Origin of the sequence: Psychrobacillus sp. NPDC093180, assembly GCF_044754065.1 — a bacterium.
GTDB lineage: Bacteria > Bacillota > Bacilli > Bacillales_A > Planococcaceae > Psychrobacillus.
In genome coordinates this window covers 160,721-177,408 of record NZ_JBIVOJ010000009.1, presented here as the reverse complement: position 1 = coordinate 177,408, position 16,688 = coordinate 160,721, and the positions used below count along the sequence as shown (strand labels likewise).

At 38.3% G+C, this 16,688-nt stretch carries 18 protein-coding genes and 2 pseudogenes; 12 read left to right on the top strand and 8 right to left on the bottom strand.

What is annotated here, in order from left to right:
* Positions 1-53: 53 nt before the first annotated feature.
* Positions 54-764 (bottom strand): alpha/beta fold hydrolase, encoded by a 711-nt coding sequence (locus ACIP9W_RS15070; protein ID WP_282243143.1) that lies wholly within the window; start codon positions 762-764, stop codon positions 54-56.
* 235 nt (positions 765-999) lie between these two features.
* Here ACIP9W_RS15070 and ACIP9W_RS15065 point away from each other — a divergent pair, with 235 nt between their 5' ends.
* From ACIP9W_RS15065 to ACIP9W_RS15010, 12 genes and pseudogenes are all read left to right on the top strand, one after another.
* Positions 1,000-1,821 (top strand): squalene/phytoene synthase family protein, encoded by an 822-nt coding sequence (locus tag ACIP9W_RS15065; RefSeq protein ID WP_400790934.1) that lies wholly within the window; start codon positions 1,000-1,002, stop codon positions 1,819-1,821.
* Positions 1,822-1,985: 164 nt separating this feature from the next.
* Complete coding sequence (locus ACIP9W_RS15060) at positions 1,986-2,492, top strand: ferritin (RefSeq protein ID WP_400791111.1); 507 nt, start codon at positions 1,986-1,988, stop codon at positions 2,490-2,492.
* Between the two features lie 199 nt (positions 2,493-2,691).
* Positions 2,692-3,243: a biotin transporter BioY gene (locus ACIP9W_RS15055; protein ID WP_400790931.1), complete on the top strand. Its 552-nt coding sequence runs from the start codon at positions 2,692-2,694 to the stop codon at positions 3,241-3,243.
* Positions 3,244-3,274: 31 nt separating this feature from the next.
* Positions 3,275-4,756 (top strand): AMP-binding protein, encoded by a 1,482-nt coding sequence (locus tag ACIP9W_RS15050; protein ID WP_400790928.1) that lies wholly within the window; start codon positions 3,275-3,277, stop codon positions 4,754-4,756.
* Positions 4,753-5,904 (top strand): thiolase family protein, encoded by a 1,152-nt coding sequence (locus ACIP9W_RS15045; protein ID WP_400790926.1) that lies wholly within the window; start codon positions 4,753-4,755, stop codon positions 5,902-5,904. Before ACIP9W_RS15050 ends, ACIP9W_RS15045 begins: the two co-directional genes overlap by 4 nt.
* Positions 5,901-6,299, top strand: a complete 399-nt coding sequence (locus ACIP9W_RS15040; protein ID WP_400790924.1) for an FAS1-like dehydratase domain-containing protein — start codon at positions 5,901-5,903, stop codon at positions 6,297-6,299. The genes ACIP9W_RS15045 and ACIP9W_RS15040 overlap by 4 nt, the downstream gene beginning before the upstream one ends.
* The gene (locus ACIP9W_RS15035) at positions 6,277-6,621 is read left to right on the top strand and encodes a MaoC family dehydratase (protein WP_400790922.1); all 345 of its coding nucleotides are present in this window, start codon (positions 6,277-6,279) and stop codon (positions 6,619-6,621) included. The genes ACIP9W_RS15040 and ACIP9W_RS15035 overlap by 23 nt, the downstream gene beginning before the upstream one ends.
* Positions 6,618-7,439, top strand: coding sequence for an SDR family NAD(P)-dependent oxidoreductase (locus tag ACIP9W_RS15030; protein WP_400790919.1), 822 nt, complete (start codon positions 6,618-6,620; stop codon positions 7,437-7,439). Before ACIP9W_RS15035 ends, ACIP9W_RS15030 begins: the two co-directional genes overlap by 4 nt.
* Positions 7,440-8,240 carry an energy-coupling factor transporter ATPase gene (locus tag ACIP9W_RS15025; protein ID WP_400790917.1) on the top strand — a complete coding sequence of 267 codons (801 nt, stop codon included), beginning with the start codon at positions 7,440-7,442 and terminating at the stop codon, positions 8,238-8,240. It begins immediately after the preceding gene.
* Positions 8,225-9,085, top strand: coding sequence for an ATP-binding cassette domain-containing protein (locus tag ACIP9W_RS15020; RefSeq protein ID WP_400790914.1), 861 nt, complete (start codon positions 8,225-8,227; stop codon positions 9,083-9,085). Before ACIP9W_RS15025 ends, ACIP9W_RS15020 begins: the two co-directional genes overlap by 16 nt.
* Positions 9,075-9,878 (top strand): energy-coupling factor transporter transmembrane component T family protein, encoded by an 804-nt coding sequence (locus tag ACIP9W_RS15015; RefSeq protein WP_400790911.1) that lies wholly within the window; start codon positions 9,075-9,077, stop codon positions 9,876-9,878. The genes ACIP9W_RS15020 and ACIP9W_RS15015 overlap by 11 nt, the downstream gene beginning before the upstream one ends.
* Positions 9,879-10,184 (top strand): annotated as a pseudogene (locus tag ACIP9W_RS15010) (CHY zinc finger protein); the annotation flags it as partial.
* A gap of 67 nt (positions 10,185-10,251) precedes the next feature.
* Here ACIP9W_RS15010 and ACIP9W_RS15005 read toward each other — a convergent pair.
* The 7 genes and pseudogenes from ACIP9W_RS15005 to ACIP9W_RS14975 form a co-directional block, all read right to left on the bottom strand.
* On the bottom strand, positions 10,252-11,154 hold the full coding sequence (locus tag ACIP9W_RS15005; RefSeq protein ID WP_400790908.1) for a hypothetical protein: 903 nt from the start codon (positions 11,152-11,154) through the stop codon (positions 10,252-10,254).
* The gene (locus ACIP9W_RS15000) at positions 11,096-11,314 is read right to left on the bottom strand and encodes an RNA polymerase sigma factor (protein ID WP_400791108.1); all 219 of its coding nucleotides are present in this window, start codon (positions 11,312-11,314) and stop codon (positions 11,096-11,098) included. The genes ACIP9W_RS15005 and ACIP9W_RS15000 overlap by 59 nt, the downstream gene beginning before the upstream one ends.
* A 114-nt stretch (positions 11,315-11,428) precedes the next feature.
* The gene (locus ACIP9W_RS14995) at positions 11,429-11,602 is read right to left on the bottom strand and encodes a sigma factor (RefSeq protein ID WP_400790905.1); all 174 of its coding nucleotides are present in this window, start codon (positions 11,600-11,602) and stop codon (positions 11,429-11,431) included.
* A gap of 132 nt (positions 11,603-11,734) precedes the next feature.
* The gene (locus ACIP9W_RS14990) at positions 11,735-13,123 is read right to left on the bottom strand and encodes a GntP family permease (protein ID WP_400790902.1); all 1,389 of its coding nucleotides are present in this window, start codon (positions 13,121-13,123) and stop codon (positions 11,735-11,737) included.
* A gap of 75 nt (positions 13,124-13,198) precedes the next feature.
* Positions 13,199-14,243 (bottom strand): annotated as a pseudogene (locus tag ACIP9W_RS14985) (ketopantoate reductase family protein).
* 5 nt (positions 14,244-14,248) lie between these two features.
* On the bottom strand, positions 14,249-15,079 hold the full coding sequence (locus ACIP9W_RS14980; protein ID WP_400790899.1) for a beta-keto acid cleavage family enzyme: 831 nt from the start codon (positions 15,077-15,079) through the stop codon (positions 14,249-14,251).
* Between the two features lie 212 nt (positions 15,080-15,291).
* A complete protein-coding gene (locus tag ACIP9W_RS14975; RefSeq protein ID WP_400790896.1) occupies positions 15,292-16,653 on the bottom strand; it encodes a sigma-54 interaction domain-containing protein in 1,362 nt (453 codons plus the stop codon).
* Positions 16,654-16,688 lie beyond the last annotated feature (35 nt).

Below are 16,688 nucleotides of genomic sequence, written 5' to 3'. Positions count from 1 at the left end.
TTAGGAGAAAAAGTATCTTGCGATTCTCCCCTAAATAGCTCAACACCTCATAATCAAAGAGCACTTACTTGATATTTATGAAAAAAACGATTGAGTAAATGATTATATTCATTCTTCTTTTCTAAAATTGGCAAATGTCCACAGTTACCGAGAATGACTAATTCCGCTCGTGGCATAAACCACTTCGTTTGGAAGACACTAAACAAAGGATTAATCTCATCGTATTGCCCTCCGATGATGAGAGTTGGAACTCTGATAAAAGGCAGGATGGGAAGATAATTAGATTTGATTGCCGAAAAAGAGGATGCGAGATAGGGCGTTTTTTTAATAAGAAACATTTTCTTGGCTGCATCGATTAAGTTGGTTTCTTTACGATATAAACACTTTTCCGCGGTATAGGTTGTATATTCGTCGCTTGTAGATGAATGTAAATTCCTTGCGCCTTTCATAACGGTCAGTTGGCCTAAACAAGTAGGAGCGTACGAAAATGTATTGGATAAAACCATTGACTGAACGATCTTATTGTTTTGGCAATAAATTTCTTGTACGACTAGTCCTCCCATTGAAAGTCCACAAAAATGGGCTTTTTCAATATCTAGAGAAGCAAGGAGGGATAAAATGTCCTGCGCGAAAATGGATATTGAAATATTATCAAACTCTTCGGATTCGCCGTGTCCACGAAGGTCGGGTATGATCAAACGATAATTAGAGGATAGTTCGTATTGGTTTTCCCAGGATTCTTTTTTACTACCTAATCCATGAATTAATACTACAGGCTCACCTTGACCAATATCTAAATAATGGATGGTATTAACCTCCTTTACTATGTTTATTATTGTCTAGTGTTCCCGTGCGACTTCCCATTATTCCTATTTTATTCAAGGAGCAGAAGAAGGCTACATTTCTTCTATATGAACAAGGGAAGTCATTTTGTCTTTTCATGAAAATCCGATACAATAGGAGATAAGAACATTTAGTGGTGAAACGGAGGACTTCATTGTGCCGGAAGCAGCAACTTTACAAAAAGAAGCAATGGACATGCTAAAACAGACAAGCAGAACTTTTTACATACCGATCACATTTTTGGAACCAAAACTGAAAAAAGCGGTTGCCTCTGCTTATTTAGTGATGCGTGCAATAGATGAAATAGAGGATCATGAGGCATTAGGTTCGCAGGAGAAACAAGCACTATTGCGTGCTACAAGTAAAATGTTAGCAACTGAATTTAATACAAAAGAGTACGAACAGTTAGTAGAACCTTTTCAAGATATATTGCCAGAGGTTTCTTTAAGACTTGGCGATTGGCTTTCAATTTGTCCGGTAGATTTAGTGGATAAAGTAAAAGAGTCTTCAAGCGAGATGGCTGAGGGTATGGCTAAATGGGTAGAAAAAAACTGGCAAGTAAAAACAAAAGAAGATCTGGATGAGTATACATATTACGTTGCTGGTTTAGTTGGAGTGATGCTATCTGACTTATGGAAGTGGAATGCAGGTATCGATACGGACCGAGAGCTAGCGATTGCATACGGGCGAGGCTTGCAAGCAGTGAATATTCTGCGCAATAAAGACGAGGATAAAGAACGAGGGGTCCAATTCTTCCCTGAAGGCTGGACGCGAGAGGACATGTTTCACTATGCAGAAGGTAATTTAGCAAAAGCAGACGAATATATGAAATCCATTAATCGTCGGAGCATTAAATTATTCTGTAAGCTACCACTTGCACTAGCACATAAAACGTTAAAAGCGCTGAAGAGTGGAAAAGAGAAAATGACTCGTGCAGAAGTGGAAGCGACGGTGGAAGAAGTACAAGCAGAATCGTAATTACTAGGGGCTATCCTATATAGGATAGCTTCTTTTTGTTTAGCTTTCCTTTAATTGATAATGATTATCAGTTATTGATTGCATTAAAAATGAGTGCGGTTGTATACTTGTAGTGGAAGGTGAATCTTTCATCTATCATACTATCTAAAAGGGAGGAACTTATGTTGTTATCTGAAAAACTACATGAAGCATTGAATGAACAAATGAACTTCGAGTTTTATTCTGCACATGCATATCTTGCAATGGCTGCATACTGTACAGCGGAAACATATGACGGATTTGCTAATTTCTTTTTAGTACAAGCCGAGGAAGAGCGTTTCCACGCAATGAAGTTTTACAACTTTTTAAGTGATTTAGGATACAGAGCTACGATTGATGGGTTTGCAAATCCACAGAATGATTTTACCTCTATTTTGGATACTTTTGAAACTGCATTATCCCATGAAAAAGAAGTGACACGTCGTATCTACAATTTATCAGATATCGCTTTAGATGAGCGTGAGCATGCAACGATGGCATTTTTAAAATGGTTTATCGACGAGCAAGTAGAAGAAGAGTCAACGTTCGATACACTGATCAACAAAATTAAACGAATTCAAAACGATTCAAATGCAATCTTTATGCTAGATTCCGAGCTAGCTTCTCGTACATTTACACCTGGTGAAGCATAAAATTAGCATTAATCAAATAGAAAATCCCAAGAAGAGAATCATTTTACTTCTTGGGATTTTTTATGTTTCAAATAAATGAGTTAACCAAATTTAAAAATATGTTTACACAAATGGAATTTCAAGCTATGATTTATTTAATTCATAGATGTCGACTTCTTTTGAAAATTTGTAATTGTACATTACTTATACGGGGGAAAAAATGAAAACAAAAGAAATGGTATTCGCTGCATTATTTGCAGCATTAATAGGTGTATTAGGCATGATTCCGCCAATCCCATTGGGCTTTATACCAGTGCCAGTCACTGCACAAACGCTTGGTGTTATGCTTGCTGGGAGCTTTTTAGGAAAGAAAACGGGCGCTATTAGCTTGATTTTATTTATCGTATTAGTTGCTTTAGGTTTACCTTTATTGTCAGGAGGACGGGGTGGTCTAGCTCCTTTAGTTGGTCCGTCAGCTGGGTACATTTTCAGCTGGCCCATTGCCGCATTTTGTATCGGACTGGCGATGGAAAAAGTATGGCCAACGTTAAAAATATGGAAAGTAATTATGATCAATTTTATTTTTGGGGTTGTATTGGTTAGTTTAATTGGTGCGCCTGTAATGGCAATTATTACGAATACATCCGTTTGGGCTGGACTGGTAGGCGCTACCGCATTTTTACCTGGAGATTTAATAAAAGCCATTATTGTAGCTATTATTGTTATGCAAATAAAAGCAGTTAGTCCAATTGAGCAGAAGATTAACAACTAAAATATCGAACGATTAAATAGGATGATGAGAGATGAATCTAGCAGAACTATTCATATGCAAGGCAATGCAACATCCGAACAAAATTGCTATATCAGCTGGACAGGAATTCCGTACATACTCAGATATTGTACAGTCGATGAAAAAGGTAGCTTATGGGTTACAGCGAAATGGTTTAAAGCATGAAAATATCGCCATTTTATCAACGAATCGAATAGAATTTGTAGAGGTTTTTCTTGGAGCGATTTATGCAGGCTGTATTCCTATTCCACTAGATCCCAAATGGAGTGCAATTGAAGTAACCGTTATTTTAAAACAATGCATGCCGAAAATAATATTTGCTGAGTCTGCATTTGCAAAGAATTTAAAGTCGCAACAGAGTGACATGCAGCTCTTCACCTTTTCTGATAGAGAGACTGGTTCTTATGACAGCTGGCTATCGAGCTTAAAACCTGAAGCTGAAATGGATAATACGAATGAATTATTATTTATAGGCTTTACGTCTGGCACAACCGGAATCCCAAAAGGGTATATGCGCACTCATTTATCATGGAGCAAGAGCTTTGCGGCGACGAATGAAGCATTCCAATTCGACGAGATGGAGCATATTTTAGCGCCGGGTCCATTCGTCCAATCATTGTCTTTATTTGCTTTAATGCAGAGCTTGTATAGCGGGGGAACTTTTCATATCTTACCTAAATTTAATGCTGCAGAAGTTTTACGGCTCTGTAAACAGCATCCCAATGCGATTTTATTTGTCGTACCAACAATGATTGAATCGATGCTTGAGCAGGCTGCTCCGAGTCAGATACCTATCCAAGCATTGATATCGTCGGGAGCAAAGTGGTCCGAGTCATCGAAGAAAAAGGCGAAGGAAGTGTTTGGAGAAGCAAGGCTATACGAATTCTATGGTTCATCTGAAGCAAGTTATATTAGCTATTTGGATATATTCGAAGAAAACAAACCCAACTCATTAGGAAAACCCTTTCCAGGCGTTCAAGTCTCTATTCGGGATGAGTATTTTCGGGAAGTACCGACTGGAACGATTGGGCAGCTCTGTATTCGAAGTGACATGATGTTTTTAGGATATCATCATTTGCCTGACGAGACGAAGGCAGCTTTTCAAGACGGTTGGCTTATGCTTGGAGACTATATGTCTGTAGAGGAGGACGGTAATTTATATTTAGCAGGTCGTGCAAAAAATATGCTTATATCTGGTGGTCTTAATATTTATCCAGAAGAAGTAGAAGCGGTGCTACAACAGCATCCTGCAATTAGGGAAGTTATGGTGCTCGGCGTCCTAGATGCATACTGGGGGGAGCGAGTGATGGCACTTATAAAATGGGAAGGGCTACATCGTTTATCAATAGAAGAAGTGAAAGCGTATTGTCGAAAATATTTAGCGAGCTATAAAGTTCCAAAGCAAATTATAACGGTGAATGATTTTATTTACACAAGTAGTGGGAAATTAGCACGTCAGGCGATGAAAGACTATATGGAGAAGGTGATGGTATGACAGAAGCAGTGATTGTCCTAGCAAAACGCACGCCAATAGGGAAAATGGGGGGCATGTTAAGTGCGCTAGAGCCGGAGAAATTATTAGCACCTCTTATCAAGCGTATTGTTGCGGAAGCGAATTTACCGAAGGATATCATTGATGATGTCATCATTGGCAATGCCGTGGGACCAGGAGGGAATATTGCCAGAGTTTCTGCGCTTGAAGCAGGGCTTCCTGTTACTGTTCCTGGCTTGACCGTAGACCGGCAATGTGGCTCTGGTTTAGAAGCAATCAATATAGCTGCTAGATTAATACAAAGCGGTGCAGGTGGTGTCTACTTAGCGGGTGGTGTGGAAAGTACGAGTCGTGCACCTTGGAAAATGGCTAAGCCTCAAAGCTTAATGGGTTTACCAGAGTTATATACACGTGCTCGTTTCACACCGAGTAGCTACGGTGATCCAGATATGGGAATCGCAGCGGAGAACGTAGCAAAAAAATACACAATTACAAGAGAAGCTCAAGATCAATTTGCTTTGGAAAGTCATCGGAAAGCCATTCATTCTCAACAAACTGGACGATTTGAGCAGGAGATTATGCCTCTTTATGTTAATGGAGAATGGATAACCAAAGATGAATGCCCAAGAGATAACACAAGCATGGAAAAGCTACAGAAATTGTCACCTGTATTTCAGGAAGATGGCACGGTCACTGCTGGAAATGCATGTCCGATTAATGACGGGGCTGCTCTTATATTGATTATGTCCCATGAAAAATGTGACGAGCTGAACCTTAAGCCGATTTTACGAGTAGTAGATGCGCAAGCGGCAGGGGTAGATCCAAATTATTTAGGAATTGGTCCTATACCAGCTGTGCAAAAAGTGTTAAAGCGTCAGCAACTAACGGTAGATGATATAGATATAGTGGAGTTTAATGAAGCTTTTGCCTCTCAAGTATTAGCCTCTTTAAAGGAACTTCATATTCCACTGGGAAAGGTAAACCGAGGGGGCGGTGCATTGGCGATTGGTCATCCTTACGGTGCATCAGGTGCAATCTTAATGACAAGACTATGTGCTGAAATGCTTTACAAACCTTATAAAAAGGGGCTTGCCACACTGGGGATTGGTGGCGGAATAGGGCTTGCAACGCTTGTAGAGGCAGTCGAATGAATAAGGTCCAACAACAGCTTTATGTGACGTCGGAGTGGATTTCGCAGTACGCACAAAGTATAGAAGCCCCTTTACAGAAGATGAATGGTATCTTAATTGCCCCTTCCACCATGCCAATTATATTTTGGCAAGAATTCGATATTCCATGGCTTAAAGAGGCTAGAACCCTGATCCATGGTACACAGCGTTTTTCATATATGGCACCAATTACAGCAGGCATGTTGCTGGATTGTGAATTAGCGTTAACGAATGTAGAAGAAAAGGTAGGGAAACAAGGAATGCTTACTTTTTTAACCCATACGCTCGTTTGTAAATGCAACGGCGAACTAATAGCCACAGCAGAAACAATACTAATACAAGTAGGTGACCCGTGTGAAAAAGCATATAACAGTTGAAGTAATTGCACAGTATGCAATTGCTTCGAAAGATACGTCAACCATTCACTTAGACGTAAATGCCGCAAGAAAAGCTGGATTCAAGCGTCCAATTGCGCATGGCATGTATATCATGGGTCTAGCACAGTCATTGTATTTATCGGAGCATCCTACACTATGGATCACAACGTATAAGATGAAGTTTCAGAAGCCACTTTTTGTGGGGACGGTAGCCATTTTTAATTTTGAGCGTGTGGAGAATGGTGTTGAATTGACAGTTACTACGGAAACTGGCGATAAGATTGCAGCTGGATCTTTTTTAGTAAAGGAGTTGCAACGATGAAAAAAGTAGCGATCATTACGGGTTCCACAAGAGGTATTGGGCGGAGCCTTGCCTTGCATCTTGGACAATTAGATTATCAGGTTGTTGTGAATGGCACAAAACAGGAGTTAGTAGACGAAGTTGTGCAAGATATCAAGCGAACTGGCGGAGTTGCGATGGGATTTGTTGCTCATATTGCCGATCCAATTGCAGTTACTAAAATGGTTGATGCAGTTATAGTTCAATTAGGTCGCATAGATGTGCTCATACATAATGCAGGTAACTTGCATGATCAAAAATGTATAAAGATGACAGATGAAGAGTGGCTAGCTGTATTAGGTGTGCATTTAAACGGTGCTTTTTATAGCATTCGACGAGTACTTCCCTATATGCAAGAAAGTGGTGGTGACATAATTTTAATGACCTCTACAGCCGGGTTAGGAGGCTCGATTGGTCAAGTGAATTATAGTGTGGCAAAGGCAGGGATACTCGGTATGACATGGACACTTGCAGCTGAACTTAGGCGCGATAACATTCGAGTAAATGCTATATCCCCAGCTGCTTTAACAGATATGACGAGACCTGTGATTGAACATATAAAAAACAAATATGCCAGTAAAAATGAGCCGTTTCCGGATTATTGGAAAGTAGGAGAGGCAGAGGACGTTGCCCGTTTTGTAGGGGGGCTACTTGCACAGCAAGATCCAGAATTAACTGGTGAAATATTTGGCGTTAACAGTTCAAAAGTGACCCGGTGGCAAAAGCCTATTCCTACATTTTCCGAAAATAATATAGATGCATTTTTCACTACATGGCAAAGTCGAAAAGGAAGTGAATAGATGCTTACTTTAGATCACGTTCATTTTTATTATAAAAAAGGTCAGCCTGTTATCGATGATGTGAGTTTTACGATTCGAGCGGGGGAGTTTGTGTCGATTGTCGGTGCAAATGGTAGTGGGAAATCTACAGTTGCAAAGCTAATCGACGGATTGCTTTTACCTAAGAAAGGAACCGTAAAGTTTCACCAATTAGATACGGCAAATCCTGATGATCTCATGAAAATTCATCAACAAATAGGTTTCGTCTTTCAAAATCCTGACGACCAATTTATCACAACGACTGTCATGGATGAAGTGCTTTTTGGTCTGCAAAATATTCGTGTTCCAAGGGAAGAAATGCAAGGGAGAATGGAAGCTTCATTGCGGGCTGTACATATGGAGGATTATTTAGAAGCAATGCCGCACCAACTATCAGGTGGTCAAAAGCAGCGTGTGGCGATTGCAGCTATATTAGCAATGCGACCACAAATGCTTATTTTTGATGAAGCGACTTCTATGCTTGATCCAGAAGGAAGAAAACAAGTGCTAGCTATTATGCAGGATTTACATCATCAAGGCATGACGATTGTACATATCACGCATCATATGGAGGAAGTGCTACGAGCAGAGCGTATTTTACTCATACATGAAGGACGTCTTCAATTTGACGGGGACCCATTGAGATTTTTTGAAACAGTAGCTGTTACAGACTATCAATTACAGCTACCTTTTGAAGTTCGTTTACATCAAACACTCCAGCTAGAAGGGTCAATAGCCGTCGATTGGAAAGAAGGGATTCGTTCACAATGGTCTATCAATTAAACAATGTGAGTGTGAAATATTCCAATCGAACAGCATTAAGAAATATCAGTTGTACAATCGAAGAAGGTAAGTGGATTTCGGTTATTGGCCAAACAGGTGCAGGAAAGTCGACGTTTGTTCAAGTGTTAAAAGGGTTGATTGCTAATATTGATGGAGATTATTTAATCGATCAACGGCCTGTTAAAAGAGATGCTAAAGGGCAACTAATGGTTATCCCAGAAATCGGTTTTGTTTTTCAATATCCAGAGCACCAATTATTTGAAACGACCGTATTCAAAGAGCTTGTTTTTGCACCAAAGCAACAAGGCTGGTCTCATCAGCAAATTTCAAAGAGCATCTCAAACGTTTTGCCACTACTCGGTCTGGCAGAAGATATTTTACCATTAGCTCCTTTTCAATTAAGCGGTGGCCAAAAACGCCGTGTAGCAATTGCCTCTGTGTTAATGATGAATCCACAACTTCTTATCGTGGATGAACCGACAGCTGGTCTCGATCCAGTTAGTAAAGCTACATTATTAAAGTTACTGAAAAAATGGCAACAGCAAGAAAGCCGGACGATTATTTTCGTAACGCATCAAATGGAAGACGTTGCAGAATACTCGGATGAAGTAATCGTATTTCATGAGGGCTGTCTAGTAAAACAGTTGGATACCCGTACATTATTTTTGGAACAACCTCATTTACTAGAGAAAATAGGAATGCCACTACCAGAATCCATCCAATTTTTAAGAATAGTAGAGGAGTTATCTGGAGAGAAGATTAACATCTCCAGTTGTAGGGAGCAGGAAATTTTCGATAAGATTCTCCCGATTTGGAGGGCAAGGAGGCTTCTAAATGTCTTATAGCTTCTTGATAGGCCAGTATATGGAGACCAATTCCGTATTTCACCGACTTGATCCGAGGGCGAAGATTGTAAGTATCTTTATCATCATGCTAAGCTTTCTGATGCTTGAAACTGCTATGAGTTATGTAATTGCCACTTTATTTGTCTTTGGTATTTTGATGCTATCGAAAATCCCGTTACCTATTTTTATAAGAGGGTTAAAGCCAATTTTATTTATCTTGTTTTTTACTTTTTTCTACAATATCCTGCTCACAAAAGGTACTGTCATTTGGTCTTGGTCATTTATTGAAGTGACTATGGAAGGAATACAAAATGGAGTGCGTTTCGTCTGGCGAATTACTTTACTCGTGCTATTAGCTTCTATTTTAACGTTAACGACAAAACCATTAGAGTTAGCAAGTGGCCTTGAAAAGCTATTGGCACCGCTCTCCAAAATTCATGTGCCGGTCGAACAGTTTTCTTTAATGATTGTAATTGCAATTCGTTTTATACCGACAATTTTACAGGAACTAGAACGGATTATCCTCGCACAAAAAGCAAGAGGTCATGATATTAGTAATTTACCGTTTGTAAAGCGAATGCTTGCTTATATTCCAATTCTAGTTCCTTTGCTGTTCACCACTGTACAGCGTGCGGAGCAGTTAACTTACGCGATTGATGCACGTGCTTATGGTAAGGGAAAGGGAAGAACTGCGTATAAGGTTTTGCAATTTAAGCAAATAGATTACGTAGTAGGAATGGTCGCTGTTTTATTTGTAATTACAGTATTGGTCATCAAGATAGGAGGAATGTAAATGAAAGTATATGGTGCTATCGTGGACGATGAAACGCGTTGTACGCATTATCATACCGAAAAAGATATTATTGCCATAAAGTTTAAGTGTTGTAACCGCTATTATCCTTGCTATAAATGTCACGAGGAAGATGCCGATCACAAAATCGAACGTTGGCCAAAGGAGCGGTTTGACGAACTGGCTATTCTATGTGGGAGCTGTCAGACGGAGTTAACGATTCATCAATATATGCAGACGGATAGCTGTCCGGGATGTCAGGCAACTTTTAACGGGCGTTGTAGTGCCCATTATCCGATTTATTTTGAATGCTGCTTAATAGATAAAATCCCAAGATATAATGCATCTTGGGATTTTTGTGGTTTGCAATATAAATTTAAAAACCAAATACACATAAAACTAAAGCAACTGTTCCAATTAGATGATTAATAATGGTCAATTGAATGGAGCGCATGTGCTCATCCTTTTTTAATCGATATACTACTTGGCAGGCACCATATATAAGCCATATAGTAGCATAAACAACAATGTGGAAGGTTCCATAATTGTTTTCCCAATAGGAGAATCCCACTAGAATCGTAACAATTGCTAAGTAGTTTAATAAATGATGTGTCCAGTTCAACGACCATTCACGATATTTAATAATAGGAAATTTCCGTTTAAACCACAATGTCATCGAAAATGGAGCGAAAAACAAGAGAAGTATTCCAATGATTTTTCCCCAATCAGCATTGGGATTTTTAAAGAATTCTCTTGAAAAATCAAGCCAATTATCAGAAGGAATGTAGAATAGTTCATCTGTTTTCATATCAAGAAAAAACGAACTACTTAGTTCTTTTAATCGACGTTCTGATCCATCATTGTACATTATGAGAATATCCATCGCTGAAAAATCGTTGCCATACCAACTATTATAATAATCGTCTTTAGAACGGGGGATCATGTCTTGTAGAAAAGACTGGAACTGTTCAAGCATCTTCGAATCATTCATAACCCCAACATGTAAATAAAAAGGGGACCATTTTTCAAAAAATGTATGCTCATCCCTATTCCCATTTGTAAAATAATATACCTTATTAATTGATTGGTTTTCGCTAGATGAAGTAACTGGTGGATTAGATTCCATAGTCACTAAGTAAAAGGTTAACAAACAAATAGCTATGATTGAGACAGTCCCGATAAAAGAAACCACCCAATTTCTGATTGGCTTTGTTGTTGCGTCAGTAATGGCTTGGATAGATGTGTTTTGTTCTGTATCTGTTTGTTTTAGCTCTCGCATTTGCTCGTCTTAGCGTGTTTTTGACTTTTTCTTCATTCCAACTAAGTATTTCCGCTGTCTCTTTTATAGATAGTTCCTCAATTTTTCTCCATATAATGACTTCTCGGTAGGAAGGTTTTAATTTTCCTAAAGCAATATATAATCCGCGAACTTCCTCCAATTCGAAAAATGGGTGCTCAACTACTTTTTCATGAATTGGTATAAAAGAAATAAATTCAAATAGACGCTTTCTTCGCAAAAAGTCAAACGCAATATTTCTAGCTGTTTTACGAAGTCAAGCTTGAATTTCAATAGGTGTTCTATGTACATCTCCTGTCCTGACAAAACGTATAAAAACTTCCTGTGTCAAATCTTCTGCTACTTGTTTATGCTGCACTAAATAGATCATATACCTAAATATGGATGGACTAAATTGCTTATATACATTTGCTATTTCATAATCATTCAACAAGGGCACCTCCTTACTACTTAATACGAACGAATAGCTAAAAGGGGTCAAAAATGATTTATTTATTGTTTTTTTCAAAGAAAAGGGTGTCCCAATCTGTCTATTGGGACACCCTTTTGTTGGCTATTAGTATTAAACGAATAAGGAAAGTATCACAGCGGTACTAAACGCAACAAGTGCTTTCATAATCGTAATTGCGAAAATATCCCCATAGGCTTGGCGATGAGTAAGACCACAAATTACGAGAATAGTGATCGTTGCACCACTGTGTGGCAGGGAATCTAAGCCACCAGCTGACATGGAAGCGATTCTATGAAGATATTCCGGATCAATCCCCATCGAATTGGCTAAGTCCAAATAGTGTTGACCCATTACCTCAAGAGCAATTGACATCCCGCCCGATGAGGAACCAACAACACCAGCTAGCACGTTGACAGCAATAGACTCAGATATCAAAGGATGAGAAGAAACTCCAGTAATTGCATTCCTAACTACTTCAAAACCAGGTAATGTTTTGACCACATTTCCAAAACCTACTTCGGAGGCTACATTAAATACAGCCAATAATGATCCGCTTGCTGCTATAGTGAGCCCGGAGGAAAGCTTTGAAGCGGTAAATGATTTAATATTGATGAGTAACGCAGCAATAATCCCTACTACAAGTGCAACAATAAGTACCCATGTAGAACTCAAACTGCTTAAGTTCTGAATATTAAAAGTTTCTTGCAATAATTCAGGGGCATACCAGTGACTAACTGCTAAACTTGTTTTTGTAAATACAAAGTTAAGAATCACAACGACTGCTAAAGGAATAATTGCTAGCCAAAAATTTATAACTTTCTCATCTGGATTGATAACTGGCTCGTTTGTATGACCTTCTCCATAACCTTCTCCAGCTAGATTTGCTTTATTTACTCTTCTTGATAACCAAAGATAGCCTAACAAGAAAATGACTGATCCTGCTACAAGTCCTGTTATAGGCGCAGCATAAGCATCCGTACCAAAATAGTTTGTCGGAATGATATTTTGGATTTGAGGTGTACCTGGAAAAGCATCCATTGTATATGTACAACCACCCAAAACTATTACTGCAGGGATAAATCTCTTCGGTATACCTGCCTCGCGAAAAACTGCTGCTGCAAATGGATATACTGCAAACACTACAACGAACAGGGAAACTCCGCCATATGTCAAAATAGAACATGCGAGTATGGTTGCCAGAAGTGCTCTTTTAATCCCAAAGATGTTCATAATTTGTTTTGCAATTGCAGTTGTAGCACCGTTTAACTCCATCAGCTTTCCGAATACCGCTCCTAAAATAAATATAGGGAACCATGTTTTAATATAGTTTGATAAATTAGGCATGTAAACTTCGGTATAACTAGGCAATAAAGCTGCTCCCGATAGAGCAACTGCTAGTAATGTCACAAGGGGAGCAATAACTATAACAGGAAAACCACGGTAAGCTAAAAACATAAGTAATCCTAATGAGATGAGAATAGCAAAAACTTCGATAAACATGGGCGCACCGTCCTTTTCATATAGCTATCTGGAAAGAGCGGGTTTATTCCCGCTCATTCCTACATTTTATTTCTTTCAATTGAATGCTTTTTGCTCATCGCTCACTAAGTTAAATTCTTTTATATTTTCAGCAAAAACAGGCAGCTCTTTTGTATCTTCTGATCTTTTAACAAGGGCACAGACTAAATCGTTATAAGGGGTAGCGATATTTTTCTCTCTTCCTTTTTTCGACACATGCCCATTGATAAAATCGATTTCTGTTTTAAGGCCTTTCTCTAAATCTTGTAGCATACTAGCTTTAAGGTTTGCATGAGGCCCCCACACTTCTTCATAAAATGCCATTTTTTCAGGGATGTCTTCCTGCTTTTCCAACTCTAAAAACTCAAAGTCTTTCCCTTGCATTTCTACTAGCTGAACATTATTTGCACGAGCAACCTTGATTGTTTCATCGGCGATATTTGCTAAGCTTTTCATAGCGTCTTGGTTATACAATACCTCCCCGAATGTGCATCCCAATGCTGCAGACATTCCACTAAAGGTAGCATTCATTAACAGCTTCGACCATTTCATTCCATTTATATTAGTAACGATTTCGCAATAACCAACCGTTTCTAATATGTCTTTGATCGTTTTTAATCTTTCGGTGATCTCTCCGGTTAGTTCGCCGATATCAAAAGCATATTTTTGCACTACTTCTAGTTCTGTTGTAAGCTCCGATACCCCAGGTCCAATCCATGTGGCACCAAAGCCGACTACACCACCAATCGTTCTTTCCTTCCCGACAATAGCCGCAACATTTTCTTCAGGTATACCGTTTTGTAACGTACACACCACACTATCTTCATGTAAAAAAGGAAGAATATTCTCCAATGAGTCTTTTGTGTAAACTTGCTTTGTCAGTAAGAATATCAAATCATATTTTTCAGTTAAGTGGTTTGGGTGTATCGCTTTTACAGGAATAATCTCTTCTAAAAAAGCCTGTTATTTTTGCTCCGCTTTGATTTAATTCATCTACATTTTGTTGATTGATATCTATTAAATCAACTTCATATCCTCCTTTCGTAATCAGTGCACCGATAATTGTTCCAAGTGAACCTACTCCTAATACGCCTATTTTCATCAAAGTCACCCCTTAATTAAGTTCTTGGATAGTCGTAAAATTTTTCTTGCTTCATCTGGTGTGGCAACCTCTCTACCTAGAATGCCTGCCAATTCCACTATTCTTTTTACAAATTGAGCATTCGTAGTAGCTAACTCTCCTTTTCGGTAGTACACACTATCTTCCATCCCAACTCGAACATGTCCGCCTAAAAGTATACTCATCGTATTGATGGTTAGTTGTTCCTTGCTAGCCCCTATCGCTGACCATGTGGAGTCTTTAGGAAGGCTATCAATTAAAAACATTAGGTTTTTAGGAGTTGCTGACATTCCTCCATGAACACCTAATACAAATTGAAAATGGAAAGGTTCTTCCAATAAACCTTTTTTAGCAATACGTAAAGCATTATCTATCATGCCAATATCGAAAATTTCAATTTCCGGTTTTATTTGACGTTCCTTTGTAACCGTTGCCAATTCTTCTAAAAAGGAAGGAGTATTATGAAAAACTTCTTGACCAAAGTTCATAGTACCCGCATCGAATGTAGCCATTTCTGGGTTTAGCTCACAAACTCTTAATCTTGCTTCTTCATTATTCACTAATCCTCCAGCGGTTGTGAGGTTTAAAATAATATCACATTTATCCTGCACTCGATCAATTACTTCTCTATACGTGTCTAAATCAAGTGTATTATCTCCGTTATGATCTCTAACATGAATATGAGCAATAGCCGCGCCTTCTTTCCATGATTCATAAACTGAATCTGCAATTTCCTTTGGCGATAATGGCACATATGGTGTATGTTCCTTCGTAGTTTGTGATCCTGTTGGTGCTACTGTAATGATTAATTTTTCCATCCCTTTACCCCTCGCAATCTATATAATTGGTTATTCGCTTTATATAATGCAATTTGCGTGCCAACTATAAAAAGTGCAATGTGAAAGGCTTTCTTTTACCGTCTGAAATAGAGTGATGAAATAATTCATCGTTTTTAAATTTAAATTATAACTATGTGCCAAGTATCGAGAAGTATGGGCGATTAAAAAAGGAATCAGTTTTGATTCCTTTTTTAATCACTTATATGTATACCTAATTTTTTTGCCTTTTTTACGACGGATGATTGGCTGATTTTTAAAGCTACTGCTGCTTTTCTAGTACTGCCATAATCTTTTAGTGCCTTTTCTATTACCTTTTTTTCTACTTTTTCGACAATCTCTTTCAGACTTAGTTCCTCGGAGGGTGTATCAGTACTTTCTGGCTCCAAATTTAATATGTTTCTGGATAATTCCGCATTGATGGTTTTATGTTTTTCTGAGGTTATAACTAAGCGCTCTACGACGTTTTGTAACTCTCTTATGTTTCCTGGCCATGTATAAGTTTTAAATACCACATATACTTCGCGATCAAATACTATTTGTTTTCCATACTTCGTGTTATAAAAGTCTAAATAATGCTTCGCTAATAATCCAATATCTGAAATTCGATTTCGAAGAGGAGGGATACGAATAGGAAATACATTTAATCTGTAATATAAATCTTCTCTGAATTTCCCTGTTTTCACAAGTTCATATAAATCACAATTAGTTGCAGCGAGAATTCGAACATCGAATTTAATCGGTTTTGTTCCACCAACACGGGTAACCTCTTTTTCTTGGATAATTCTCAACAGTTTGGATTGTAATTCAAGAGGCATCTCTCCAATTTCATCTAAAAGCAATGTACCCTTATCCGCCAGTTCGAACATACCAATCTTCCCTTTGCTAGATGCTCCGGTGAAAGAGCCCGCTTCGTATCCAAACAATTCTGCTTCAAGCAAGTTGGCAGGGATTGCTGCACAATTGACTTTTATAAAAGGCTTGTCATGTCTATCACTATTTATATAGATTTCATTTCCTATTACTTCCTTGCCAACTCCTGTTTCTCCCATTATTAGAACAGTTACATCTAGATTGGCTACTTGATGAACCATTTGAATAATCGGTTGAATTTCATCGCTTTTTCCTATTAATTTATTCGTTATTTGCAAGTTCCTTAAATGTTCAACTTCATTTTGTGATGCAATCAGTTTCTTTTGTATATCCAATAGATCTGACATGTCCCGGTTAATAACAACGACCTTTTTTAAATTTCCATCCTGATCTAAAATAGGGGAACCAGATAGCAATACTTTTACACCCGTACGAATTTCCGCCATCGCATTGATTGGTTTTTTTGTTTTAATGATGTCAGGTGTGATTGCATTTTTATATAAACCTTCCTTCATAAGATCACTTACATATTTACCTAGAACAAGGTCTGGTGATAATCCAGTTATTCTGCTATAAGACTTATTTACATATAAAGTCTTTCCTTTTTCATCAGCGAGATAAATTCCATCATATAACTCGTCACAAATTTTTTTATAATCGACAGATTCCACATGCTCTTTCAATTATTCATAAGCTCCTTTTAAACCCGATTCCATTT